Source organism: Streptomyces sp. NBC_01723, from assembly GCF_036246005.1.
Lineage (GTDB): Bacteria > Actinomycetota > Actinomycetes > Streptomycetales > Streptomycetaceae > Streptomyces.
In genome coordinates this window covers 8224940-8250249 of the sequence record NZ_CP109171.1, presented here as the reverse complement: position 1 = coordinate 8250249, position 25310 = coordinate 8224940, and the positions used below count along the sequence as shown (strand labels likewise).

At 71.8% G+C, this 25310-nt stretch carries 23 protein-coding genes; 14 read left to right on the top strand and 9 right to left on the bottom strand.

Annotated features, from left to right (window positions below):
* Positions 1-110 precede the first annotated feature (110 nt).
* Positions 111-674, top strand: a complete 564-nt coding sequence (locus tag OIE75_RS38345) for a Dps family protein (protein ID WP_122619177.1) — start codon at positions 111-113, stop codon at positions 672-674.
* An 85-nt stretch (positions 675-759) separates the two neighbouring features.
* Here the strand turns inward: OIE75_RS38345 and OIE75_RS38340 are convergent, their stop codons facing one another.
* Complete coding sequence (locus OIE75_RS38340; RefSeq protein ID WP_329473670.1) at positions 760-1116, bottom strand: PRC-barrel domain-containing protein; 357 nt, start codon at positions 1114-1116, stop codon at positions 760-762.
* Positions 1117-1319: 203 nt separating this feature from the next.
* On the opposite strand from OIE75_RS38340, the gene OIE75_RS38335 reads away from it, so the two are divergent.
* Positions 1320-2162 carry an RNA polymerase sigma factor SigF gene (locus tag OIE75_RS38335; protein ID WP_122619175.1) on the top strand — a complete coding sequence of 281 codons (843 nt, stop codon included), beginning with the start codon at positions 1320-1322 and terminating at the stop codon, positions 2160-2162.
* Between the two features lie 41 nt (positions 2163-2203).
* Here the strand turns inward: OIE75_RS38335 and ku are convergent, their stop codons facing one another.
* The 4 genes from ku to OIE75_RS38315 form a co-directional block, all read right to left on the bottom strand.
* On the bottom strand, positions 2204-3202 hold the full coding sequence (gene ku, locus OIE75_RS38330) for a non-homologous end joining protein Ku (RefSeq protein WP_307016938.1): 999 nt from the start codon (positions 3200-3202) through the stop codon (positions 2204-2206).
* 329 nt (positions 3203-3531) lie between these two features.
* Complete coding sequence (locus OIE75_RS38325; protein ID WP_329473669.1) at positions 3532-4002, bottom strand: MmyB family transcriptional regulator; 471 nt, start codon at positions 4000-4002, stop codon at positions 3532-3534.
* A 337-nt stretch (positions 4003-4339) separates the two neighbouring features.
* Entirely contained in the window at positions 4340-5266 is a 927-nt protein-coding gene (locus tag OIE75_RS38320) for an EamA family transporter (protein WP_329473668.1), read from the bottom strand.
* Between the two features lie 49 nt (positions 5267-5315).
* The gene (locus OIE75_RS38315) at positions 5316-5657 is read right to left on the bottom strand and encodes a mycothiol-dependent nitroreductase Rv2466c family protein (protein ID WP_329473667.1); all 342 of its coding nucleotides are present in this window, start codon (positions 5655-5657) and stop codon (positions 5316-5318) included.
* Between the two features lie 266 nt (positions 5658-5923).
* Here OIE75_RS38315 and OIE75_RS38310 point away from each other — a divergent pair, with 266 nt between their 5' ends.
* From OIE75_RS38310 to OIE75_RS38300, 3 genes are all read left to right on the top strand, one after another.
* Positions 5924-6922: a LysR family transcriptional regulator gene (locus tag OIE75_RS38310; RefSeq protein WP_329473666.1), complete on the top strand. Its 999-nt coding sequence runs from the start codon at positions 5924-5926 to the stop codon at positions 6920-6922.
* Positions 6923-7033: 111 nt separating this feature from the next.
* Entirely contained in the window at positions 7034-8155 is a 1122-nt protein-coding gene (locus OIE75_RS38305) for a lipid II:glycine glycyltransferase FemX (protein ID WP_329473665.1), read from the top strand.
* Positions 8156-8179: 24 nt separating this feature from the next.
* Positions 8180-8878 (top strand): type 1 glutamine amidotransferase, encoded by a 699-nt coding sequence (locus OIE75_RS38300; RefSeq protein ID WP_329473664.1) that lies wholly within the window; start codon positions 8180-8182, stop codon positions 8876-8878.
* 10 nt (positions 8879-8888) lie between these two features.
* On the opposite strand, the gene OIE75_RS38295 is transcribed toward OIE75_RS38300, so the two are convergent.
* Positions 8889-10064, bottom strand: a complete 1176-nt coding sequence (locus tag OIE75_RS38295; protein WP_329473663.1) for a GDSL-type esterase/lipase family protein — start codon at positions 10062-10064, stop codon at positions 8889-8891.
* 159 nt (positions 10065-10223) lie between these two features.
* Here OIE75_RS38295 and OIE75_RS38290 point away from each other — a divergent pair, with 159 nt between their 5' ends.
* From OIE75_RS38290 to OIE75_RS38260, 7 genes are all read left to right on the top strand, one after another.
* The gene (locus OIE75_RS38290) at positions 10224-11192 is read left to right on the top strand and encodes a hypothetical protein (RefSeq protein ID WP_329473662.1); all 969 of its coding nucleotides are present in this window, start codon (positions 10224-10226) and stop codon (positions 11190-11192) included.
* A 71-nt stretch (positions 11193-11263) separates the two neighbouring features.
* On the top strand, positions 11264-11554 hold the full coding sequence (locus OIE75_RS38285; protein WP_443078430.1) for an SCO0607 family lipoprotein: 291 nt from the start codon (positions 11264-11266) through the stop codon (positions 11552-11554).
* Between the two features lie 186 nt (positions 11555-11740).
* Positions 11741-12490, top strand: a complete 750-nt coding sequence (locus tag OIE75_RS38280; RefSeq protein WP_307016929.1) for a hypothetical protein — start codon at positions 11741-11743, stop codon at positions 12488-12490.
* Between the two features lie 64 nt (positions 12491-12554).
* Positions 12555-13418, top strand: a complete 864-nt coding sequence (locus OIE75_RS38275) for a DMT family transporter (protein WP_329473661.1) — start codon at positions 12555-12557, stop codon at positions 13416-13418.
* 79 nt (positions 13419-13497) lie between these two features.
* Positions 13498-14952, top strand: coding sequence for a basic amino acid/polyamine antiporter (locus OIE75_RS38270; RefSeq protein ID WP_329473660.1), 1455 nt, complete (start codon positions 13498-13500; stop codon positions 14950-14952).
* 20 nt (positions 14953-14972) lie between these two features.
* Complete coding sequence (locus tag OIE75_RS38265) at positions 14973-16235, top strand: arginine deiminase (RefSeq protein WP_329473659.1); 1263 nt, start codon at positions 14973-14975, stop codon at positions 16233-16235.
* Between the two features lie 135 nt (positions 16236-16370).
* A complete protein-coding gene (locus OIE75_RS38260) occupies positions 16371-16817 on the top strand; it encodes a hypothetical protein (RefSeq protein WP_307016925.1) in 447 nt (148 codons plus the stop codon).
* Between the two features lie 13 nt (positions 16818-16830).
* Here the strand turns inward: OIE75_RS38260 and OIE75_RS38255 are convergent, their stop codons facing one another.
* Complete coding sequence (locus tag OIE75_RS38255; RefSeq protein ID WP_329473658.1) at positions 16831-19215, bottom strand: glycoside hydrolase family 65 protein; 2385 nt, start codon at positions 19213-19215, stop codon at positions 16831-16833.
* Positions 19212-21602, bottom strand: a complete 2391-nt coding sequence (locus OIE75_RS38250) for a phosphoketolase family protein (RefSeq protein ID WP_307016923.1) — start codon at positions 21600-21602, stop codon at positions 19212-19214. The genes OIE75_RS38255 and OIE75_RS38250 overlap by 4 nt, the downstream gene beginning before the upstream one ends.
* Positions 21603-21922: 320 nt before the next feature.
* Here OIE75_RS38250 and OIE75_RS38245 point away from each other — a divergent pair, with 320 nt between their 5' ends.
* Positions 21923-22561 (top strand): TetR/AcrR family transcriptional regulator, encoded by a 639-nt coding sequence (locus OIE75_RS38245; protein WP_329473657.1) that lies wholly within the window; start codon positions 21923-21925, stop codon positions 22559-22561.
* An 89-nt stretch (positions 22562-22650) separates the two neighbouring features.
* Positions 22651-24225, top strand: a complete 1575-nt coding sequence (locus OIE75_RS38240) for an MDR family MFS transporter (protein ID WP_373463100.1) — start codon at positions 22651-22653, stop codon at positions 24223-24225.
* 68 nt (positions 24226-24293) lie between these two features.
* Here OIE75_RS38240 and OIE75_RS38235 read toward each other — a convergent pair whose 3' ends face one another.
* Positions 24294-25298 (bottom strand): twin-arginine translocation signal domain-containing protein, encoded by a 1005-nt coding sequence (locus OIE75_RS38235; protein WP_329473656.1) that lies wholly within the window; start codon positions 25296-25298, stop codon positions 24294-24296.
* Positions 25299-25310 lie beyond the last annotated feature (12 nt).

Sequence of the window (25310 nt, the reverse complement as noted above, 5' to 3'; positions counted from 1 at the left end):
GTACGGCGCCCATGGTCACCGACCTGGCCCGCGGGTGTCTGAGGGTCCCGATACGGGGCATTCGTGCATGAGCAACGACGTACGACACACATGAGGAGCTGAGGTCCGCCATGACGCACGACCTGACCCCGAAGTACACGGTCCCCGGCATCGAGCGCGAGGCCGCCGGACGGCTGATCGGTGTGCTGCGACTGCGCCTGCACGCCCTCAACGATCTGCACCTGACCCTCAAGCACGTGCACTGGAACGTCGTCGGGCCGCACTTCATCGCCGTGCACGAGATGATCGACCCGCAGGTCGACCAGGTACGTGACATGGCCGACGACGTCGCGGAGCGCATCGCCGCGCTCGGCGGTGTGGCACAGGGCACGCCCGGGGCCCTGGTGTCGGAGCGGAAGTGGGACGACTACTCCATCGGCCGGGCCGACGCGATCGCCCACCTCGGCGCGCTCGACCTGGTCTACACGGGCGTGGTGGAGGGCATGCGCGCGGCCGTCGAGGAGGCCGGCAAGATCGACACCGCCACGGAGGACCTCCTGATCGGCCAGCTCCGGGACCTGGAGCAGTTCCAGTGGTTCGTGCGGGCCCACCTGGAGAGCGCCGGAGGCACCCTGGCGACGGGCAGCGCGGAGTCCGAGAAGGAGGCGGCGGCCCGCGGCGCCGAGATCGGCTGACGGCCGGCCCCGCCGGACGCGGGGCGCGCCGGGCCCGCCGTGATCGGCGCCCGGCCGCCCCCTCGGACGGCTCGGCCCGGACGGTTCAGCGCCGGCCGAGCCGCCGTTCGCCTCGGCTGCCCTGCTCGTACGGCAGCTTGTAGTGCTCGAAGACCGCGCCCTCCTCCTCGGCCGCGAGCTCACCGTCCTGATCGATCCCCGGGGCGTCCTTGACCAGCGACTTGTCGTAGGTCACCTTCACATAGCCCGGTCCGACGGTGGCCTTCTCCACCGGCACGAAGACGAGACGACGCCGGGTCGGCAGCCCGACCGTGACCGTCGCGAACGCCGGGCGGTCGGTCAGCGTGTCGAAGTAGATGGACTCGAGAGTCCCGATCTTGCGGCCGTCGTGGTCGACGACGTCCTGGCCGCGCCAGTCACGAATGTTTTCGGCTTCAAACATGCCCACTCTCCCCTTCCGAGAACGCGCTCCCTCTCTAGTTCCCCGCTTCACACGTCTGTCGCGCCTCTGTCGCCCCACCGGCCCAGGACCTGTCCGGCACCGGCGAAAATCGAGGGGTGTGCGGCGCGTGACCCGGGGTAGGCGGTCCTTCGTCGGCCGACAAGGTGACGACGACGGGGGCCGATCGACAGGGAGGGCACATCATGGCGACGACGACCGCACAGGCGACGCACACCACCACGGACATGCCGGAGATCACGGACCCGTCCAAGGTGGCGCCCAAGGACGCGCGGGAGTTGTCGAAGCTCTTCTTCGAGCAGCTCACGGTGCTGGAGGAAGGCACTCCCGAATACCAGTACGCCCGCAACACCCTGATCGAGATGAACATGTCCCTCGTCCGCTTCGCGGCCGGCCGGTTCCGCAGCCGCGGCCCGGAGGAGATGGAGGACATCGTCCAGGTCGGCATGATCGGCCTGATCAAGGCGATCGACCGGTTCGAGCTCACCCGTGAGGTCGAGTTCACCTCGTTCGCCGTGCCGTACATCGTCGGGGAGATCAAGCGGTTCTTCCGGGACACCTCGTGGGCGGTGCACGTCCCGCGGCGGCTCCAGGAGGCGCGCGTCCAGCTGGCGCGGGCCACCGAGGAGCTGCGCAGCCGTCTGGGCCGCAACCCCACCACGCAGGAGCTGTCCGAGCTGATGAGCCTGCCGGAGGACGAGGTCGTCGAGGCCCGCCTGGCGGCCAACGGCTACAACTCCGCCTCCCTGGACGCCGCCATCAACGGCAGCGAGGACGGCGAGTCGGCGCTCGCGGACTTCATCGGCACCGACGACGCCGCTCTGGCGCTCGTGGACGACTTCCACGCCCTCGCCCCGATGATCGCCCAGCTGGACGAGCGCGACCGGCAGATCATCCACTGGCGGTTCGTCGAGGAGCTCACCCAGAAGGACATCGGCGAGCGGCTCGGCGTCTCGCAGATGCACGTGTCCCGGCTGATCTCGCGTCTGCTGGGCCGCCTGCGGGAGGGCATGCTCAGCACGACCTGAGCGGCTGATCGGCGGTGCGCCGCCTGAGCCGGGTCTCCGGCTCAGGCGGCGCTCTTCTTCTTGCGGCGGCCGCCGGCTCCGGTGAGCGCGTCGACGAGCTGGCCGCGGCTCATCTTCGAGCGTCCGGCGATGTCCTGTTCGGTGGCCCGCTGGTACAGCTCGGCCTTGCTCAGCTCCCGCAGTTCGGACCGCTTGGGCCGGGCCCCGCGAGAGGGGGCGGCGGCCTTCTTCCGCGGTGCGGACGGCCGCTTGCCGCCCGCGCCCCGCGCCTGTTCCAGGCTGCCCCGCAGTACGTCCATCAGGTCGACGACGTCGGTGGCCCGCGGTGCCTCCTCCGCGACGGCGATCTCCTCGCCCTCGGCCTTGGCCCGGACCAGCTCGCGGACCTTCTCCTGGTACGTGTCGCGGTAGCGGGCCGGGTCCCAGGGGCCGCTGAGGGCGTCGACCAGCCGCAGCGCCATGTCCAGTTCCTTGCCGCGGCCCACGCGGCCCGTCGGCAGCTCCGGCAGTTCCTCGACCGGGTCGCGGACCTCGTCGGCCCAGTGCAGCGTCTGGAGCAGCAGGACCCGGTCCTCGGCCCGGAGCGCGGTGAGGTACTGCCGGTTGCGCATCACGAAGGTGGCGACGCCGGCCTTGCCCGTCTCGGCGAGGGCGGTGCGCAGCAACTCGTAGACCTTGAGGTACTCCTCACCGCGCGGGGCGACGTAGTAGGTGCGGCCGAAGTACACCGGCTCGATCCGGTCCAGGTCGACGAAGTCGGTGATCTCCAGGGTGCGGGAGCGGCCCGGCGCGATCTCGTCGAGTTCGCCGGGCTCCACGACGACGTACTCGCCGTCACTCACCTCGAATCCCTTGACGATGTCGGCGGCGTCGACCTCGTCGCCGGTGCGCTGGTTGACCCGCCGGTTGCGGATCCGGTCCGAGGTGCCGCGCTGCAGCTGGTGGAAGTGGACCGTGTGGTCCTCGGTCGCGGTGAAGAGGCCGACGGGCACGGAGACCAGCCCGAACGTGATCACACCGGTCCAGATCGCCCGTGCCATGGCCATTCGCTCCTTCCGGTCCCGCACCGTCCGTGGGGGATCTCACGTTCCGCGTCACCGTGGCCCGGCTCCACTGGGCCGGGCCTGTCGGCGACCACCACAGCACACGTGATCCACCTGCTGTCCCGACACCCGGCCGACTGGAGCCCGTCCCGGTTCCGGCGCCGGCGCACCCAACACACCGTCTCCCGCATCGGGGAATGGCGCCACTGGTACGAACACGACCACCTGTCCCCTCAGGACATCGCCGACCGCGAAGGGACGAGCCCGGCCACCGTGGCGCTGTGCGAGGCGCACGTCGCGACGGCGTCGGGGCGCACGGCGGGACCTCAGCGTCGCTGGTGGGTGGGCTTTGCCGTCGGGGTGCGGGTGGCCGCCAGACCGGCGAGGAGCTTGAGGCGGCCTTCGGAGGTGCCGCCCGGTTCAGCGGTGTAGAGGCTCAGGTCGTGCACGGCCCGCTGGGACACCGGCAGATCCACGGACTGGTAGGTCAGCTCCAGCTCGCCGACGTCGGGGTGCTGGAGCCGCTTGACGCCGTCGTGGCGGATGCGGACATCGTGCGCCGCCCACAGGGTGCGGAAGTCCTGGCTGAGGGTGGACAGCTCGCCGATCAGTTCACGCAGGGGCCGGTCGTGCGGTTCGCGCCCGGCCTCGGCGCGCAGCAGGGCGACGGCGGCGGCGGCGCCCGAGTCCCAGTCGATGAAGAAGTCGTGGGAGGTGTCGTCGGGGAAGTGGTAGCGGGCGAAGTCGGGACGGCCGTGTCTGTCGGTGGTGGGGCTGTCGAACATCGGGGCGTGCAAGGCCCGGCCGAGGGCGCAAGACCCTCCCGGCCGACGCCGACCCGATCACGGGGAGCTTCTTCACCCTGCGCCGTGACCATGAGCCCGGCCACACCCACGGAGACCTGGAGGCTCTCGCTGAGCGGAGTGAGCAGGCCGATCGGCATCAGTTCGGTGGTGAGGAAGACGAACAGACTGGCGGTGATGGCAGCCACACCCAGCCATACCCGAGTCCGGGACGCCTGCTTACGCGACGCGGCGGAGGCGCTTGTGTCTTCTTGAAGGGTCATGTCATCTCTCCGGATGTGGTCAGACGTGGTACGCGCATGCCTCATGGAGCCCCGGCCCGGCGGGGAGGTCATGGCGCGGGGAGGTGCGAGTCGGTGGCACGGGCCGGAGCCGAGGGGGTCTCCTCGGACTTCGGTTCGGGTGGGCGCGGCCGGCCGAGCATGACCGCCAGGAAGATGACGGCCATGCCGGCGATCTGGAGGACGGACGGTGTCTGTTCCATGACGAGGTGGCCCAGCAGGGTCGCCACGACCGGGCTGCCCAGCGCGAGGAAGGAGACCGCCACGGCCGGCAGGCGCTCGATGCCGCGGAACCAGACGATGTAGCTCAGGACCGCGCCGAAGACGATGAGGTGGGCGAACCCGATGACGTTGGATCCGGTGAGACGGTCGGGCAGGTCTTCCAGCGACAGCCAGCAGGGCAGCAGGACCAGGCCGCCTGCCGTGAGTTGCCATCCGGTGAACGTGAGCAGGCCGACACCTTCCGGCCGGCCCCACCGTTTGGTCAGGACGATGCCCGAGGCCATGCACAGGGCTCCGCCGACTGCGGCGAGCACTCCGGCGGTGTCGAGCGACCCCGCTCCATCGAAGACGAGCAGCACAACGCCCCCGGTGCCCATCACGCAGGCCAGGGCGTGGACGACTCTGATCCTGTCACCGAGGAAGAAGGCGGCGAGGATCACGACGAACATGGGCTGTGCGGACATGATCACGGCGGCGATTCCGCCCGGAAGCCGGTAGGCCGCGACGAAGAGCAGGAAGTTGAAGGCGCCGATGTTCAGCACGCCCAGCACCAGCGCGCGCCACCACCAGACGCCGACCGGAATCTTCCGGCCGAGGGCCAGCAGGAACAGGCCGCCGGGCAGGGTCCGCACGGTGGTCGCCAGGAGCGGCCGGTCCGGTGGCAGCAACTCGGTGGTGATCAGGTAGGTGCTGCCCCAGACGGCCGGAGCCAGGGCTGTCAGGGCCACCGTGAGCCCGCTCTGCGTGCTCTTCATCGTGCCTCAAATCCCTTATGCACTACCGCGGTTGCCGACGTCGGTTGCATCACGGAGTGCCGGCCTCGGAACCGACCGGCTCGATCCCCGCGCGGTGCTCGGCCCGCAGCGGCTCGTCCCAGGAGGTGTCGTCCGCGGCCTCCATCAGGCCGGCGGACAGGCCCGCCTCCTCCGGGGCGGCGCGGATCATGTCGTGCCCGAGCCCGGCCTTCCCGTGGTGGATCAGGCGGCCCATGGCGTCGTAGAGGGGACGGGGCACCGCGTTGCCGTACCGGTGCTGTGCCGCAACGCACACGCGTACGCAGGCCCAGCCGTCGATCATGCCCTGGCGGTACCTCTCCGGGACCTCGCGACCCTGGTTGAGGACCTCGGTGCGCGGTGGAGCGGTCATGGCGGTCACTCGTCCTATCGGTGCTGCGGGCGCGAGGGCGCCAGGGTGTGCCCCGGCGGCGTGCGCCCGGGTGCGGGAGGCAGGGAGGGGCCGGCGGAAGCATGGCTCCCGGTCATGCCGCAGGACCTCAAGTCGACGGCCTGGACGGTGGAGTTGGCCCGAGGAGGAGGTTCCCGCCGTGTGCGTTGTCACCAGTGTCGGACCTGGAGCATCAATGAGTCCAACACATGCTTGTCACGCGATGCATCTCGAATCACGATGGATCGATGGAGCTTCAGCAGATGCGGTATTTGATCGCCGTGGCCGAGACGAACAGCTTCACGAGGGCTGCCCAGCGCTGCCTGGTGGTCCAGTCCGCGCTGAGCCACCAGATCGCGCGCCTGGAGAAGGAACTGGGTGCGCGACTCTTCGAACGCACCAGCCGCCGGGTCCGGTTGACCCCGGCGGGCGCTGCCTTCCTTCCCGCGGCCCGCCAGTGCCTGGACGCGGCGGAGCGGGCCGCCGCCGAAGTCGCGGCGGTCGTCGGGGAGGTTCGCGGACGCCTCGCGGTGGGGCTGATCCCCACCGTCGCCGCCGTGGATGTTCCGAACGTCCTCAAGGACTTCCACCAGCGCCATCCGAAGGCTCGGATCAGTCTCAGTGTGGGAGCGAGCGACGAGCTCGTCGAACGGGTCAGGCAGGGCGAGATCGAGGTGGCCTTCCTCGGCATCCCGGTCACGGCCCGCCCCCGGGGTGTCATGGCCCGGGAGCTGGCCCGGGAGCGGCTGGTCGCCGTGGTCTCCCCGGACCATCCGCTCGCCGGTGAGACCTCGGTCGACCTGCGCCGGCTGTCCTCGGAGGTGTTCGTGGACCTTCCGGCGAAGACCGCCGGCCGGGCGCAGCCCGATCTGGCCTTCACCGCCGCCGGCCTCACCCGCCATGTCGCCTTCGAGGTGACCAACGCGGACTACCTGGCCCGTTTGGTCGGCGCGGGCCTCGGCGTGGCCCTGCTCCCGCCGACGTACGTGGCGGGCCTGGCCGGGATGGCCACGATCGAGGTCACGGACGCACCGGCCCGCGCCGAGTACGTGATCTGGGGCCGGGAGGGCCTCACCCCGGCTGCCGCGGCCTTCCTGAAGCTGCTGGGCATCGAGGAGGAGGAACACGTACGGACGAGCGGTGCGCGCGCCGTCCCGAGGGGCATGCGGGGTGCCGCGCGCGTCAGCGCGTCGGAACACGACGTGAGTCACGAGAACCTCCACCGGGGCGGCCCGAACGGCCGGTAGCCCGCGCGGATCGGCCGCCGCCGGTATTCCCTGTGAGGAGGGGACGGCGGCCCCACCGACCCCGTCGACCGTCTCCCCCACCCAACGACGTCGAACGAAGGGGCGCCGCCCATGAGCCGGCACGTGAAGGTGATCAGCCGCGAGGAACACCTGCGTTTCGTCGCGGCCCGGCCGTCCGTGAGCCATCTCCAGACCCCCGCGTGGGGAGACGTGAAACCCGACTGGCGTGCCGAGAGCCTGGGCTGGTTCGACGAGGACGGCACTCTCGTGGGCGCCGGGCTGGTGCTGATGCGGCCGTTGCCGAGGCTGCGTCGCTGTCTGGCGTACCTGCCCGAGGGCCCGGTCATCGACTGGGGCGCCGCGGACCTGGAGGGCCTGCTGGAGCCGATGCTCGCCCATCTGCGCTCGCGGGGCGCCTTCTCGGTGAAGATGGGCCCCCCGGTGGTGGCCCGGCGCTGGAGCGCGGACGCGGTGAAGGCCGCGATCGCCGACCCGGGAGCCCGGCGCCTCGGTGATGTGGAGGCCACGGTGCGGGAGGCCGGGGCGGACGAGATCGCGGGACGACTGCGCGGGATGGGCTGGCGGCGCGCCGAAGCGGGCAGCGAGGACGCCTTCGCGGTGGGCCAGCCGCGCTACGTCTGCCAGGTGCCGCTCGCGGGTCGGTCGCTGGAGGATGTGCACAACGGCCTCAACCAGCAGTGGCGCCGCAACATCAAGAAGGCGGAGAAGGCGGGCGTGAAGGTGGTCCGGGGCGACCAGGAGGACCTGGGCGCGTTCCACGAGCTGTACGTCGAGACCGCGGAACGGGACCGGTTCGTCCCGCGGCCGCTCGACTACTTCCGGCGCATGTGGACCGCGCTGACGGCCGAGGACCCTGACCGTATGCGTCTCTACCTCGCCCATCACGACGGGGAGGTGCTGGCCGCGGCCACCATGCTGACCGTCGGGGAACACGTCTGGTACTCCTACGGCGCGTCCACCGCCCGCCGGCGCGAGGTGCAGCCCAGCAGCGCCCTGCAGTGGCGGATGATGTGCGACGCCCACGAAGGGGGCGCGGCCGTCTACGACTTCCGCGGCATCACCGACACCCTGGACGAGGACAACCACCTGCTGGGACTGGTGCGGTTCAAGGTCGGCGCGGGCGGGCAGGCGGTCGAGTACCTCGGCGAGTGGGACTACCCGCTCAACAGGGTGCTGCACAAGGCTCTGAGTCTGTACATGTCGCGCAGGTGAGGCGCGGGAGCGTGGGGGTGGGCGATGCCGCGGGTGCTCGTGGTGCAGAACCATGCCGGTGGCGGGCCGGGCCGGCTCGGTGACTGGCTGGTCGCGGAGGGGCTCTCGCTGGACGTGGTCCACGCTTACGCCGGTGCGCCACTCCCCCGGCGTGCGGAGCACGAGGGCGTGGTGGTGCTCGGCGGCGGCTATCTGCCCGACGACGACGAGCGGGCGCCCTGGCTCGCGCCGACCCGCGCGGTGGTCGCGGAGGCGGTGGAGCGGGGTGCCGCCGTGTTCGGGATCTGTCTGGGCGGGCAGTTGCTCGCCCGGGTCGCCGGTGGGACCGTGCGGGGCGACCACGGCGAACCGGAGTTCGGGAGCACGCCGCTGAGCCTGCGGTCCGAGGCCGGGGACGATCCGCTCCTGCGGGGGCTGCCGTCACGGGTGACGGCGGTCGAGCACCACAAGGACGCCGTCACCTCCCTGCCGCCCGGCGCCACCTGGCTGATGGAGAGCGAGCGGTGCCCGTACCAGGCGTTCCGCGTCGGTGAGCGGGCGTGGGGCGTGCAGTTCCATCCCGAGGCCGGGGCGGACCGGGTCCGGGCGTGGGACGCCGGGCGGCTCCGGGCGAGAGGACTGGACCCGGTGGAGCTGTCCCGCCGGGCGGAGCGCGACGAGCCCGCGGCCGAGGCGGTCTGGCACGAGGTCGCCCGGCGCTTCGCCGCGGTCGTCGGGGCGTGAGTGGCCGGGGTCAGCCGCTGAAGGCGCCCTGGTCGGCGAAGGCCAGCTCGGCGAAGCGTTCGCCCATGCTCCGGTGGGTGGCCGCGTCCGGGTGGAGGCCGTCGGGCAGGGGCAGCTCGGCGGTGTCGGCCTCGCCGTAGAGTTCGCGGCCGTCCAGGTAGTGCAGGTGCGGGTCGGTGGCGGACCGCTGCGCCACGATCCTGGCCAGCTCGTCCCGGATGACGTTCAGGGTCAGCTTCCCGCTCGCGCGCTCCGCCGGGTCGCCCGTGGCCACCCAGCTCATCCGTCCCTCGGCGACGCCGGAGAAGTCGGGGGCGAGGGGGCCGGGGGTGTCCTCGTGGACGGGGCAGAGAATGGGCGAGACGACCAGCAGCGGAACGGTGGGATGACCGTCGCGGATGGTGTCGAGGAAGCCGTGCACGGCCGGGCCGAAGGCACGCAGGCGCATGAGATCGGCGTTGACCACGTTGATGCCGATCTTCACGCTGATCAGGTCGGCCGGGGTGTCGCGCATGGCGCGCGCGGTGAACGGGTCGAGCAGGGCACTGCCGGCCAGTCCGAGGTTGACGAGTTCGACGCCGCCGAGAGTGGCGGCGAGCGCCGGCCAGGTGGTGGTGGGGCCCGCGGCGTCGGAGCCGTGGCTGATCGAGCTGCCGTGGTGCAGCCAGACCCTGCGGCCGTGGTCCGGGACGGGCTCGACGGGGGCGTTGGTGCGCAGGGCGACGAGTTCGGTCGTCTCGTTGTGCGGCAGCCAGATCTCGATGTCCTTGTCGCCCTCGGGCAGATCGGCGAAGCGCAGGGTGCCGACCGGGCCGCGCTCGACGTCCGTCGTGCCGGTGGTCATGTCGATGGTCAGGGTGTTGCCGCCCGCGACGGTGCCCCGGCCCGACGGGCGGCCGTCGACGAGCAGTTCGTAGACCCCCTCCGGGCGTGGCGGGGCGCCGACGTAGGACCGCTTGGTGGGCAGGGCGTCCAGTTCGAGCGCGGTGGCGCGGGTGCGCAGGACCAGGCGTACGCCGGAGGGCTGGGACTCGGCCATGGCCAGCTGTCCGTCGGTGTTCTGGGCGCGGGCCGCGGCGGGGAGCCGGTGGGGCAGCAGGCCGTGCTCCGTGCGCTCCAAGTCGAGGGCGCCCCGCAGGAGATCCCCGGTGAGGGGCGTGGTGATCCAGCCGTCCGTGGTGTGCATGTCGCCTCCGGCGATGGTGGTGCGTCGCGCTTTCCTTCGTCGATTATGCGCTTGCCTAATTCGATTAGGCAAACTGGGTGCCGCTCCGGTCGCGGGGCGTGCGGGGTGACCGTAGACAGGAGGTACGAGCGCGGGCCCCGAGGGAGGAGGCGGGAGGGCATGCGGCGCAGGAGCGGGCAGGGCGGGAAGGCCGGCGCCCCCGACACGGGCTCGGTCGAGTCGGTCCTCGACGAGCTGTACGCGACACCGCCGCCCGACTTCGTCTCCCGCCGCGAGGAGCGCGCCGCCGCCGCGAGGACGGACGGCCGCAAGGAGGACGCGCGGCTGATCCACGCCGCCCGCAGACCCACGCTCGCGGCCTGGGCGGCGAACCTGCTGGCCCGCTCCCAGCCGGAGGAGAGCCGACGGTTCCTGGAACTGGGGCAGTCACTGCGGGAGGCGCACCGCACCCTGGACGCCGCCGGACTCAGGGAGCTGTCGGCGCAGCGGCGGCGCATCGTCGCCGCCCTGTCCCGGCAGGCCGCGCACCTCGCCGACGAGGCCGGGCACCGGTTGTCCCAGGGGGCGCAGCGGGAGGTCGAGTCGACCCTGCGCGCGGTCCTCGCCGACCAGGACGCGGCCGACCGGTGGTCCGGCGGTCGCCTGGAGGTCGCGCTCACCCCGCCGTCGGAGTTCCCCTCGGACACCTCACCGGCCGCACCCGCGACACCCGCACCCGCGAAACCCGCACCGGCGCCCCGTAAGGAACCTGCCGGCACCGGGGCCAAGGACGAACTCGCCGAGCGGCGCCGCAAACGCCAGGAGGAGCTCGCCCGAGCCGAACAGGAGGCGGAGCGGGCCGCGGAACAACTGCGGGACGCACAGGCGCGGCAGGCGGACGCCGAGACGCTGCTCCGGCGGGCGGACGGGGAACACGACCGGGCCCGCGAGGCGGTGTCGGCCGCGGAGGACGAACTGCGCACGGCACGCGAGGACCTCGACCGGACCGGGCGGGAACGGCGGGACGCCGAGGAAGCGGCCCGTACGGCCCGGAAGTCGGCGACCGGGGCGGAGCGGGAGGCACGCGCGGCGGCGCGCCGGGTGGACCGTCTGGTCACGCGCGTCGGGCAGCGGGACACGTCCGACTGAGTATCCGTACTCATGATGTGTCCCACACGTCGCGGGAGGCTTGGGTCATCAGTCACCCGAGGGAGCCAATCGTGCGTACCGGCAAGCGAGTTCATCTGGTCCTGGCCTGTGTGGCCGCGGCGGCGGCCATGACCGGCTGCTCTGTCGAGGAGGCGACCTGCGGCGGCGGCGAGTACCCGGTCCTGTCCGTCGGCGGCACCGGCAGCGCATGTGTGTCCAACGACGAGGAACCGCCCAAGGGTTACACCCGGTACCCCGAGGGCAAGGTGCCCGAGCACGTCGGCGACGAGTGGGACACCTACTGGCAGACACACACCGTCGACGAGGACGGAAAGATCGTGGAGGTGCCCCAGGGCGGGTGAACGCGGGGCCATGTGTTCCGAACACACACACGAGATTGCGGCGGCACATACCACGTCGGCGGCCATACGTGGTATACCGGCCCGGCAGCAAACAGGGGAACAACAGACGCTGTTCGTCCGTACTATCTGTGTGTCCCGCCGTTCCTCACGAGCCTTCACGGCCGCGAATCGAGGAGAGTCACCCTCATGTCCGAGAGCACGACGCAGTCCGCCACCCAACTGGCGTCGCAGTACAGCGTCCAGGTCACCGACGACCTGGAGCGCAACGTCAAGGAGCAGGAACGTGTCAGCGCGGAGCTCACCGCGCTCCAGCAGCAGTTGGCCGCGCTGCAGCACGACCACGCCCTGCTGGTGAGCGTGCAGCAGGCGCTCGGCATCGCCGCGCCCGAGCCCGCGACCGGTGCGGCCACCGTGCCCGCGCCGCGCGACAGCGCCCCCGCCGAGCCGGCCACCCGCGGGCGTTCGCGCGGCAAGAAGGCCGCCACCGCGCCCAAGCGGGCCGCCGCACCGAAGCCGGGCGTCAAGCAGGCCACCAAGCCGTCGGCGACGAAGCCCGCCGCCAAGCAGGCCGCCAAGGCCGGCACCAAGCAGGCCGGCAAGGCGGCCACCAAGGCCGCCGCCAAGCCCGCGGCGAAGAAGGCACCCGCGCCGGCCACCACCCAGCCCACGCTCGTCGAACTGGTACGGACCCACCTCGTCGAGGCGAGCGAGCCGCGGTCCGCCGCGGAAGTCACCACGGCGCTGGGCAAGGCCCACGCCGAGCGCAACGTCAAGACCACGGTCGTGCGCACCACCCTCGAAGGGCTCGTCGCCAAGAACCTGGCCCAGCGCACCAAGCAGGGTTCCTCGGTCTACTACACCGCCACCGACGCCGCCGCGCCGAAGCAGAAGCAGGACACCGCGAGCGCGGAGCCGTCCGCGCAGGGCGGCAGCTGAGCACACCGACCCCCGGGGCGCGGTGCGGCGCGCGGCCGGGGGGAATCGGGGTGAGTATCGGTGGATGGGCTTTGTGCTGCCGGTGCTCTTCGCACTCGTCGCCGCGTTCAGCAACGCGCTGGCCACCGTGCTCCAGCGGCGTGCCGCGCTGAGCGTGCCGCAGTCACAGGGTTTCCGCCCGGGGCTCGTCCTCGACCTGCTCCGGCGGCCCGTGTGGCTCGGCGGCATGCTGGCCGTCGTGGTGGCCGGTGTGGGGCAGGCGGTGGCACTGGCGACGGGGCCGCTGTCACTCGTACAGCCCCTGTTCGTGCTGGAGCTTCCGCTGGCCCTGCTGCTCGCCTCGCTGATGACCGGCGGCAAGCTGCCCCAGGTCATGTGGCTCGCCGTGGGCGCGGTGGTCGTCGGGCTGGGTGTCGCGCTGGTCTCGGCGGCACCGGACCACGGCGAGGAGGACGTGCCGCTGGACCGCTGGGTGCCCGCGCTGGCGGCATGTGCCGGGGCGGCCGTGCTGCTCGCGGCGGCCGGACTGAAGCGGCCCGTCGGCAAGGCCCGCGCCGGATGCCTCGGCGCGGCCACCGCGGTGTGCTACGCGCTGACGGCCGGTCTGATGAAGGACTCCATGCGCGTCCTGGACTCCGACGGCGTGAACGGATTCCTGACCGCCTGGCAGACCTACGGGTTCGCCGTGGCCGGGGTGTGTGCCGTGCTGCTCCTTGAGCACGCCATGCAGGGCGGCCCGCTCGTCGCCTCCCAGCCCGCCCTGACCCTGGGCGACGCGACGGTCAGCCTGCTGCTCGGCGTGATCCTGTACCGCGAGGACGTGCGCGGTGACTGGTGGGTCGTGCCGCAGCTGCTCGGTGTGGGCCTGATCGTCATGGGTGTCCTCAGCCTGGCCCGGCGCGGCACCGACCTGCGTACCGCGCAGTGAACGGCGCCCCGGCCGGGATGCCCGCCTCCGCCACCTGAGGCACAGTGGTCCCAGTCGCCCAGCCACCCGGAGGGACGGCATGTCGCAGGCCGCTGCTTCCGACGCCGACGGCGCATCCCCGCCCACCGCCAAACTGCCGTTGTTCACCCTGACCGCCATGGTGGTCGGGTCGATGGTGGGCGCAGGTGTGTTCTCACTGCCGGGGCGGTTCGCCGAGGAGACCGGCGTCGCCGGGGCGCTCATCGCGTGGGCGATCGCCGGTACCGGCATGCTGATGCTGGCCTTCGTCTTCCAGTCCCTGGCCGTACGCCGGCCCGACCTCGACGCGGGTGTCTACGCGTACGCCAAGGCGGGCTTCGGCGAGTACCTGGGTTTCTTCGCCGCCTTCGGCTACTGGGCCAGCACCTGTGTGGGCAACGTGACCTACTGGGTCCTCATCATGTCGACCGTGGGCTCCGTCTGGCCGGCCCTCGGCGACGGGGACACCGCCCTCGCGGTCGTCCTGTCCTCCCTCGGGCTGTGGGCCTTCTTCTGGATCATCCGGCGCGGTGTGAAGGAGGCGACCGCCATCAACAAGGTCGTCACCGTCGCCAAGCTCGTCCCCATCGTCATCTTCGTCATCCTGGCCCTGGTCTACTTCGAACCGGGTGTGTTCGCCGACAACTTCGGCGGCGCCGACTACGCCGGTTCGCTGTTCACACAGGTGCGCGGCACCATGCTGGCCACCGTCTTCGTCTTCCTCGGCGTCGAGGGCGCCAGTGTCTACTCCCGGCACGCCAGACGCCGCTCCGACGTGGGCCGGGCGACGGTGCTGGGCTTCCTCAGCGTCTTCGCCGTCTTCGCGTCGGTCACCATCGTGTCGTACGGCATCATGCCGATGGACGAGATCGCCGGCCTGCGCCAGCCGTCCATGGCGGGCGTGCTGGAGTCGGCCGTCGGCACCTGGGGCAGGGTGTTCATCAGCGTCGGCCCGATCGTGTCGGTGCTGGGTGCCTACCTGGCCTGGACACTGATGGCGGCGGAGGTCCTCTTCGTCGCGGCCAAGGACGACGACATGCCGCGCTTCCTGCGCCGTGCCAACGCCGTGGACGTGCCCGTGCCGGCGCTGCTGATGACCTCGCTGCTCACCCAGGTGGTGCTGATCGCCACCAGTTTCTCGGACGACGCGTTCAACTTCGCGCTCAACCTGACCAGCGCCCTCTCCCTGGTCCCGTACCTGCTGGCGGCGGCGTTCGCGGTGCGGATCGGCAGCCGGGACGATCCGCGCACCGAGGGCGGCCGCACCTCCCGGCGGGAACTGACCTGCGCGGTCGTCGCGACCCTGTACACGGCGTTCTTGCTGTACGCGGCCGGTCTGAAGTTCCTGTTGGTGTCCTTCATCCTCTACGCCCCGGCGACCGCCCTGTTCGTGATGGCCCGCCGCGAAAGGGGCCGGCGGCTGTTCTCGCCCGGCGAACTGGTCGTCCTGGCCGTTTCCGTGGTGGGTGCCGTACTCGGTCTCGTCGCCCTGGCGGCCGGGTGGATCAGCCTGTGAATCCTTCTCAAGGAGGCAGTGTGACCAGCAACGAGAGCGCCGCGCAGCCCGCGCTCGGCGTCCACTCCGAGGTCGGCAGACTGCGCAAGGTCCTGGTCTGTTCGCCGGGTCTCGCGCACCGGCGGCTCACCCCCACCAACTCCGACGACCTGCTCTTCGACGACGTGATGTGGGTGGAGAACGCCCAGCGCGACCACGCCGCGTTCGTCGGCGAACTGCGCAAGCGCGGAGTGGAGGTGGTGGAACTGCACGACCTGCTGGCGCAGATCATGGCGGTCCCGGAGGCGAAGGCATGGCTCCTCGACCGGAAGATCGTCGCCAACCGGGTCGGCGTCGGCCTCGTCGACGCGACCCGCGCCTACCTGGAGACCCTGTCGCCCCGCGAACTCGCGGAGTACCTGGTCGGCGGTCTCGCCACCGGTGACCTGCCCGAGGACTTCCGCTCGCCGTACCTCGCGCTCGCCCGGGAGTCGACCGGCGCGCGCGAGTACCTGATGCCGCCGCTGCCCAACACCCTGTACACCCGCGACACCACCTGCTGGCTGTACGGCGGACTCACCCTGAACCCGCTCTACTGGCCCGCGCGGCACGACGAGACACTGCTCATGAAGGCGATCTACACCTTCCACCCCGACTTCAAGGGCTCGACGGTGTGGTGGGGCGACCCCGAACGCGACTGGGGGCAGGCCACCTTCGAGGGCGGGGACATCATGCCGGTGGGCAACGGCGTCGTCCTCATGGGCATGAGCGAGCGCACCTCGCGCCAGGCGATCACCCAGGTCGCAGGCGCGCTGCTCCGCAACGGCGCGGCCGAGCACGTCGTGGTCGCCGGGATGCCGAAGCTGCGGTCCGCCATGCACCTGGACACGGTGTTCACCTTCGCCGACCGCGACGTCGTCACCGTCTATCCGCGCATCATGGACGGGGTCCACACCTTCTCGCTGCGCCCCGCCGACCGGGCACCGGGCTTCGACGTCGTCGACGAGGGCACGACCCCCTTCGTCGACGTCGTCGCCAAGGCGCTCGGCCTGTCCACGCTGCGCGTGGTGGAGACGGGCGGCGACGCCTACGCCTCCGAACGCCAGCAGTGGGACAGCGGCAACAACGCCGTGGCGGTGGAACCGGGCGTGGTCTTCACCTACGACCGCAACACCGCCACCAACGCCCTGCTCCGCGAGGCCCGCGTCGAGGTCGTCCCGATCGTGGGCGCGGAACTGGGCCGCGGCCGGGGCGGGGGGCACTGCATGACGTGTCCACTGGTACGTGATCCGGTGGACTTCTGACCCGGGGCGCGACGGTAGTCCGCCGCCGGCCGGTCACGGTACTCCGTACGAGTGGTGCGATTCATGGCCCGGCCGTACGGTCGTACGGGGAAAGGAGAGCGGAGACAAGCGATCCCGAGACGGCTGGGAGCAGACATGGGCAGGAACCCGATGAGGGCCGCGGTCACGCTGTGCGCCGCCGCCGCGCTCGCAGTACCCCTGGGCACGGCCACCGCCGCACCGACGGCACCGGCCCGGCAGACGACGGACCCGGTGCTGGTGGACTGCGCCGGGCAGCCGGAGGTGCGGCCGGGGACGTTCATCCTGGCCTGCGGGGACGGCAACAGCCGCCTGGTGTCGATGCACTGGTACCGCTGGGACGCCGAGGCCGCGGTGGGCCGGGGCAGCAACGCCGTCAACGACTGCGACCCCTACTGTGCCGCGGGCGCGTTCCGCTCGTACCCCGTGACCGTCCGGCTCGACCGGCCCACGGCCTCGGACGGGGACCCGGGTGAGCGGCACTTCAGCCGGATCACCCTGACCTACACCGACGGCAGGCCGGACGGGTCGCCGCGCACGGTGACCCACCCGCTGCCGGGCTGACGGCCCCCCGGCGTCAGTCGGGAAGCGCGAGCCGGCAGGTGTCGCCCGGCTGGAGTCGCACCTCGCGGTCCGGCAGCCGTACGTCGATCGGCCGCGGTCCGGACTCGGGTACCGCGATCTCCAGCCGGCCGTGCTCCAGCCGGAACCGGACGCCCCAGTGGCCCTGGTAGCGGATGGAGAACCCGTACGAGGACAGTTCCGGCAGCGGCACCGGGTTCAGCCACAGGGCGCCCCCGCGGGTCTCCAGGCCGGTCAGGCCGCGCTGGACGAGGTCGAGGGTGCCCGCCATGGCGCCGAGGTGGATGCCCTCGCCGGTGGTGCCGCCCTGGAGGTCGGCGACGTCGCCCTTGAGCGCCTCCTGGCAGAAGGTCCAGGCTTCGGCGCGCCGGGCGCGGGCCAGGATCCAGCCGTGGACCAGTCCGCTGAGGGTGGAGCCGTGGCTGGTGCGGGCCAGGTAGTAGTCGACGGTGCGCCGCCAGATCTCCTCGTCCAGGTGGTAGCCCAGCCTGCCGAAGAGGGACAGGAGTTCGGCCGGCGAGAACAGGTAGCCCAGCATCAGCACGTCGGCCTGTTTGGACGCCTGGTAGTTGTTCACGCTGTCGTTCTCGGCCTCCAGGACGCGGTCGAGGCGCCGGATGTCGCCGTAGCGCTCGCGGTAGCCGTCCCAGTCGAGTTCGGCGAGGTCGCCGTATCCCTCGAACTGGCTGACGACGCCTTTGTGGAAGGGGACGTGGAGGGTGCGGGAGACGCTGTCCCACTGTTCGAGTTCGCCGTCGCCCAGGCCGGTGCGTTCGACGAGTTCGCGGCGGCGGGGTTCGGGGAGATCGGCCAGGACCTCCAGGGTGCGGGTGAGGACCCACGCGGCGGTGACGTTGGTGTAGGCGTTGTCGTCGAGGCCGGGGAGACGGGCGCCGGGGTAGGCCTCGTGGTACTCGTCGGGGCCGACGACGCCCCGGATGCGGTGGCGTCGGAGCCCGTCGTCCCAGACGGCGGAGTCGGCCCAGAAGCGGGCGATCTGGAGCAGTGTCTCGGCCCCCTTGGTGTGCAGGAACTCGGCGTCGCCGCTGGCCTCGCAGTACTGCCACACGTTGTACGCGATCGCCGAGCCCACATGGTGCTGGAGGTGGGAGTGGTCCGGCAGCCAGCGGCCGGAGCGCGGGTTGAGGTGCAGTTGCGGCGTCTCCTCCCGGCCGTCGCTGCCGCTCTGCCAGGGGTAGAGCGCGCCGCGCCGGCCGATCGCGCGGGCTGCGGCGCGGGCCCGTTCCAGGCGGCGGTGCCGGTAGTGGAGCAGGGCCCGGGACACCTCGGGGAAGTGGAGGTTGAGGTAGGGCAGGACGAACAGCTCGTCCCAGAAGACGTGCCCGCGGTAGGCCTCGCCGTGCAGTCCGCGCGCGGGTACGCCCACGTCGAGGTCGGCGGTGTGCGGGGAGAGGGTCTGGAGTACGTGGAAGAGGTGCAGGCGCAGGATGCTGCCCGCCTCACCGGGCACGTCGAGTTCGGCCCGGCGCCACAGCTGGCCCCAGGCGGTCCGGTGCGTCAGCAGCAGTTCGTCGAAGCTTGGGGCGGCGGCCACCCGGTCGATCGCGGCCTGGAGCGGGTCGCTGATCGCCGGGTCGTGTGAGGTGTGCAGGGCCACGATCTTGTCGACGGTGACGGTGCGGCCGGGTTCCGTGCGCGGGTTCGTGCGCTGGGTGACGCACAGGTGCTCGCGCGCCTGGGTGACGGGCGCCTCGGCGGTGGTGCGGGCCGCCATGCCCACCCGGATGTCCGAGGTGCGGGTGCGGCAGCGCAGCCACACGGTGCCGCCGTCGGCGCTTCCGGTGTGCACGTGGATCAGATGGCGGCCGTCCAGGTCCCGGTAGCGCGACACCCCGGAGTTGGTGACGCCGCCGTCGAGGGCCGACTCCACCTCCAGGTCGACCGGGCCGCCCTCCGCCGTGAACTCCGTTCGCAGGGCGGCGAGATGGGGATCGGCCATGTGGACCAGGCGCAGCTGCCGCACCGACAGCACGCGGCCCCCGCCCAGGCCGAAGCGGGTGCGGCGCTCCAGCACGCCCGAGTCCAGGTGCACGGTCTGGCGGTGGTCGAGGACTTCGGCGGTGTCCGGCGTGAGCCAGTTCTCCCCGGCGGGCCTGAACCGCAGGGGCAGCCAGTTGGGGAGGTTGACCATGTCCTCGTTTTCCACGTGCCCCACCTCGCGTCCGGCGACGGTGGAGGTGAGCCGGTTGTAGCAGCCGGCGACATAGGTGCCCGGGTAGTGCGTGTCGTCCGCGGCGCACTCGGGCAGCGCGCCGCGCGTGGCGAAGTAGCCGTTGCCGAGCGTGCACAGCGACTCGCGCAGCCGCTCCTCGCCGGCGTCGTAGTGGACGTAGTCCCAGGTCGACGGGGTGGCGGTCACCGCGGGCCCTCCCAGCTCCAGTCGGCGACCTCGGGCAGGTCCACCCCGTGTTCGCGGATCCAGTCGTGGTGCCGCTGCCGTACGTCCGCCATCCGCTGCCGTACGTCCGCGGCGCGCACGGCGAGGCCGGGCACCCGGTCGATGACGTCCATGACGAGGCGGTAGCGGTCCATGTCGTTGCCGACCACCATGTCGAACGGCGTGGTGGTGGTGCCGATCTCCTTGTAGCCGCGCACATGCAGGTGGGGGTGGCCGGTCCGCCGGTAGGCGAGCCGGTGGATCAGCCAGGGGTACCCGTGGTACGCGAAGATCACCGGCTTGTCGGCGGTGAACAGGCCGTCGTACTCGAAGTCGCTCATGCCGTGCGGGTGTTCGCCGCTGGGCAGCAGGCGGGCGATGTCCACGACGTTGACGACGCGCACGGCGAGCGAGGGCAGGTGGCGGCGGAGGAGCTGGGCGGCGGCCAGCACCTCCTGGGTCGGTACGTCACCGGCGCAGGCGAGCACCACGTCGGGTTCGCGGCCGCCGTCCTCGGTGCCGGCCCAGTCCCAGATGCCGGCGCCCCGCGCGCAGTGTGTCCTCGCCTCGTCCATGGACAGCCAGTCGAAGCAGGGCTGCTTGCCGGCGACGATCACGTTGACGTAGTCGCGGCTGCGCAGCGCGTGGTCGGCGACGGAGAGCAGGGTGTTGGCGTCCGGCGGCAGGTAGACCCGTACGGCCTCGGGGCTCTTGTTGAGGATGTGGTCCACGAAGCCGGGGTCCTGATGGGAGAAGCCGTTGTGGTCCTGGCGCCAGACGTGGGAGGTGAGCAGGTAGTTGAGCGAGGCGATCGGTGCCCGCCAGGGCAGGCGGCGGGTCACGCGCAGCCACTTGACGTGCTGGTTGACCATCGAGTCGACGATGTGGACGAAGGCCTCGTAGCAGGAGAAGAGGCCGTGCCGTCCGGTGAGGAGGTAGCCCTCCAGCCAGCCCTGGCAGGTGTGTTCGGACAGGATCTCCATGACGCGCCCGTGCCGGTCCAGGTCCTCGTCGACGGGCAGCGTCCGTTCCTGCCATGCCTTGCCGCTGGCGGCGTAGACGGCCTGGAGGCGGTTGGAGGCGGTCTCGTCGGGGCCGACGAGCCGGAAGTCGCGCCGGTCGGCGGTGGCGTCCATGACGTCCCGGAGCAGGTCGCCGAGGACGCCGGTGGGTTCGTGCGTGGCGGCGCCCGGCGCGTCCACGGTCACGGCGTACTTCTCCAGCGGGGGCAGGGGGAGTTCCCGCAGGAGCAGGCCGCCGTTGGCGTACGGGGTGGCGCCCAGCCGCCGGGTGCCCTCCGGGACGGCGGCGAGGACGGCGGGCCGCGGGGCTCCGGTGTCGTCGAACAGTTCCTCGGGCCGGTAGGAGCGCAGCCACCGCTCCAGTTGCGCGAGGTGGTCCGGGTCGGTCCTGACGCCGGAGAGGGGGACCTGGTGGGCACGCCAGGTGTTCTCCACCGGCAGTCCGTCGACCTCGGCCGGTCCGGTCCAGCCCTTGGGCGTGCGCAGCACGATCATCGGCCAGCGGGGGCGGTCGGTGGCCCCGCCCTCCCGGGCGGCGCGCTGGATGGCGGCGATGCGGTCCAGGGCGGTGTCCATGGCCCGCGCCGTGGCGCGGTGGACGGCGGCGGGGTCGTCGCCGCTGACGTGGAGCGGGTCGTGGCCGTAGCCGCGCAGCAGCGTGTCGAGTTCGTCCTCGGGGAGCCGGGCCAGGACCGTCGGGTTGGCGATCTTGTAACCGTTGAGGTGCAGGATGGGCAGGACCGCGCCGTCGTGCACCGGGTCGAGGAACTTGTTGGAGTGCCAGGAGGCGGCCAGCGGGCCCGTCTCCGCCTCGCCGTCGCCGATGACGCAGGCGACCAGCAGGTCGGGGTGGTCGAAGGCGGCGCCGTAGGCGTGCGAGAGGGAGTAGCCCAGCTCGCCGCCCTCGTGGATCGAGCCCGGCGTCTCGGGTGCCACGTGGCTCGGCACCCCGCCGGGGAACGAGAACTGCCGGAACAGCCGGGCCATCCCCGCCGCGTCCCTCCCGACGTCCGGGTAGGTCTCGCTGTACGACCCCTCGAGCCACGCGTTGGCCAGTACGGCGGGCCCTCCGTGGCCGGGCCCCCAGACGCACAGCGCGTCGAGGTCGCGCGCCTTGATCACCCGGTTGAGGTGGGTGTGGACCAGGTTGAGTCCCGGTGAGGTGCCCCAGTGGCCGAGGAGCCGGGGCTTCACGTGCTCGGGGCGGAGCGGTTCGGCCAGCAGGGGGTTGGCCATCAGGTAGATCTGACCGACGGAGAGGTAGTTCGCGGCGCGCCAGTGGGCGTCCAGGCCCGCGAGCTCCTCGTCGGTGGGCCCGGGGGGCGCCTGCTGCGTGTCGGCGGACATCGGGGGTCCTTTCCGGGTCGGGACAGCGGTCGGGCGGCGAGGGCGCGGGGTCCCGTGCACATCCCAACCCCGCGCCGACCGGCCGGGTACCCGAGCGGGCCGTTCGGGTCACGTCGCGTTCCGGACGGAGTGCCGGGAGGGCGCGCGGACGCGAGCAGCGCGGCCGTCACCGGCGCCGACCCCGGTGTCGGCCGCACTGCTGCCCGGTGTACCCCAACTTCGCCTCCGGACACAGAAGTTGCTCGTGCTCTGTGACAAAGAGCGGCATCGCGCCGACTGAACCACGCGTCAATTTTGCATACCGTGCATCTTTGCATACCATGCAACTTATGTCGGAGAAGAGTGCCGCGGGAGGCGGCCTGCGGGAGCGGAAGAAGCGGGCGACGCGTGCCGCCCTCGCCGAGGCCGCCGTACGCCTCGCCGCCGAGCACGGGGCGGAGAAGGTCACCGTCGAGGCGATCAGCGCCGCGGCCGGGGTGTCGGTGCGCACGTTCTTCAACTACTTCGACACGCGTGACGACGCCTTCGTCGTGATCGACGCGGACGCGGGGGCGCGCATGCGGCGCGCCGTCCTGGACGCGCCGCCCGCACTCTCCCCGCTGGAGGCCCTGCGCGAGGCCATGGCGGCGGAACTGGCCGAGGCGGAGCAACAGCACGAGCTGTGGCGACTGCACGCCGAGGTGCTGCACGCCTCGCCGCACCTCCTGGCCCGCGGCGTCGGCGCCCACATGGCGGCCGAGGCCGATCTGGCCGACGCGCTCGCCGAACGCCTCCGCGGCACCGGCGCCCAGGGGGCCGCGTCCGGTCTCTACCCGCGGCTGCTGGCCGCGGTGGCGGGCGCCGCGGTGCGGACCAGCGTGGAGCACTGGTCCACCCATCAGCAGGAAGCCGCCTTCATCGACGTCTTCCACGAGGTGTTCACCCTCCTCGCCGCCGGCCTGCCGGCACCCTCCGCGTAGCCTCCGCGCCGGGCTCGCGACCCACCACCACCACCGAAAGAGATGTCGTGACCACACCCCAGGCGCCCGCCGACGCGCCTCCCACCTCGATGACCCACCGGCAGATACTCCAGGCCATGTCCGGCCTGATGGCCGGCATGTTCGTCGCGATCCTGGCCGGCACGGTCGTGGCCAACGCGCTGCCCACGATCATCGCCGACCTGGGCGCCAGCCAGTCCTCCTACACCTGGGTCGTCACCTCCGAACTGCTGGCGATGACCGCGACGGTCCCGCTGTGGGGCAAGCTGTCCGACCTCTTCAACAAGAAGCTGCTGCTCCAGCTGTCGCTCGCCATGTTCGTCGTCGGCTCGCTGCTGGCCGGCTTCTCGCACGGTGTCGGCCTGCTGATCTTCAGCCGGGTCGTGCAGGGCATCGGCGCGGGCGGTCTGACCGCCCTCGCGCAGGTCGTGATGGCCTCCGTCATCCCGCCCCGCCAGCTGGGCAAGTACGCCGGCATCTTCGGTGCCGTCTTCGCCGTGGGCACGGTGGCCGGACCGCTGGTCGGCGGTGTCCTGGTGGACACCTCGTGGCTGGGCTGGCGCTGGTGCTTCTTCATCGGTGTCCCCTTCGCGCTGCTCGCCATCGCCCTGCTCCAGCGCACCCTGAGCCTGCCGACCACGCGGCGCGAGGTGCGCATCGACTGGCTCGGCGCCTTCCTGATCGTCGCCGGTGTCTGCGCGCTGCTCATCTGGGTGTCCCTGGCCGGCAACGAGTTCGACTGGGCCTCCTGGCAGACCGCCGCGCTGGCCGGTGGCGGTGTGCTGCTGCTGGTCGCCGCGGTCTTCGTCGAGGCCCGCACGCCCGAGCCGGTCATCCCGCTCGACATCTTCCGCAACCGCACCGTCACCCTGACCACGGTCGCCAGCCTCCTGGTCGGTGTCGCCATGTTCGGCGGGACCGTCTTCCTCTCGCAGTACTTCCAGGTCTCGCTGGGCAAGTCGCCGACCGTCGCGGGTCTGATGAGCCTGCCGATGATCCTCGGCCTGCTGGTGTCGTCCACCGTCGCCGGACAGGTGATCAGCCGGACCGGCAAGTGGAAGCGGTACCTGGTGGCGGGTGCGGTCACCATGGCCGTCGGCCTCGCGCTGCTGGCCACCATCGACGCCAAGACGCACTTCGGGCTGCTCAGCCTCTACATGGCGGTGCTCGGCGTCGGCGTCGGCATGCTGATGCAGAACCTGGTGCTGGCCGCCCAGAACGACGTGCCCGCCGCCGACCTGGGCGCCGCGACCTCCGTGCTGTCCTTCTTCCGCAGCATGGGCGGCACCATCGGGGTCAGCGTCCTCGGCGCGATCCTCGCCAACCGGGTCGCCAGTGAGATGACCAAGGGACTCAGCGGCGCGGGCATCACCGTGCCCGGCGGTGAGGCCTCGGGCGAGAGCAGCGTCCCGGACATGTCCACGCTGCCCGCGCCGATGCGGACGATCGTCGAGCACGCCTACGCCGTCGCCACGGCCGACCTGTTCCTCATCGCCACGCCGTTCGCGGTGCTCGCGCTGGTCGCCGTCGTGTTCATCAAGGAGAAGCCGCTGAAGACCACCAGCGGCATGGAGCGCCTGGCGGAGGAGGCGGCCGGGACGGACGCCGCCCCGGCCGGCAAGGACCCGGCGGCGCCCGTCGCCTGACCCGGCCGATCCCACGGGGCCGCCCGTCCGCTTCGGACGGGCGGCCCCTTCGTCGTGGAGGGGGTGTGTCAGCCGCGGGCCATCGCGATCGATCCGGCCAGCCGCTCACCCGCCTCGTAGATCATGTACGGCACCCCGCCGTCCGTGCCGAAGGAGGGCGCCGCGGCGCGGCCGTTCTCCGGCGCGGAGCCGCGGGAGTCGTAGAAGACGCCGAGGTGCCTGCGGAGCGAGAAGTCGTTGCCGACCTCGGTGATCATCAGGTCGCCGCCGCTCTCCTTGTCCTTGTTGTAGACGACATAGGTGCTGTTGTTCCGGTGCAGCAGGTGCGGTCCCCCCACGTTGACCGCGCCGACGTCGCCGTGGCGCACCAGGGGCTGCTGGGCGAACGACCAGGTGCGGCCGTCGGCGGACCAGCCCCAGCCGATGTCGCGGTGGTTGGTCGTGTTGTTCAGCATGAACACCATGACGTAGCGGGCGCCGCGCGAGGGCAGGTCGTGCCGGAAGACCCGCGCGTACGAGGTCTCCGTGGTGCCGGACGGCAGCATCGAGGTGGTCAGCACCACCTTGTCGTAGGTGAAGTTCACCCCGTCCTTGGAGCGGGCGAGGCGGGTGGTGGTGTTCTCCCCGTGGAAGTACAGCCACATCTCCCGCTCTTCCGCGTTCCACATGACGTGCGGCGAGGAGACGTGGCTGACGGAGTAGTGCGGCGACCACTTGTTGGAGACGATCGGGTTGTCCGGGTACTCCGTGAACGGTCCCTCCAGTGAGTCGCCGTAGGCCAGGCAGATGCCGCCGGGGGCGTCGTGCGGGGCGTAGTACAGGTAGTAGCGGCCCAGCCGGCCGCTCGCGGGCAGCCGGTCGTAGACACCCCGGACGGTCGGGAAGATGATCTCGCCGGTGGGGTTGTAGGCGAGCTGGGACGGCGTCAGCAGGGTGCGGACGTGGGTGTAGTCGGGGAAGCCGCCGGGCGCGGCGGAGGCGGCGGGTACGGCGGTGGCGCCCAGCGCGAGGGCGGCGCCGGTGACGGCCGTGCCCTTCAGGAACAGACGGCGGTCGAGGTGCGGCTCGTGCATGTCGACTCCTGG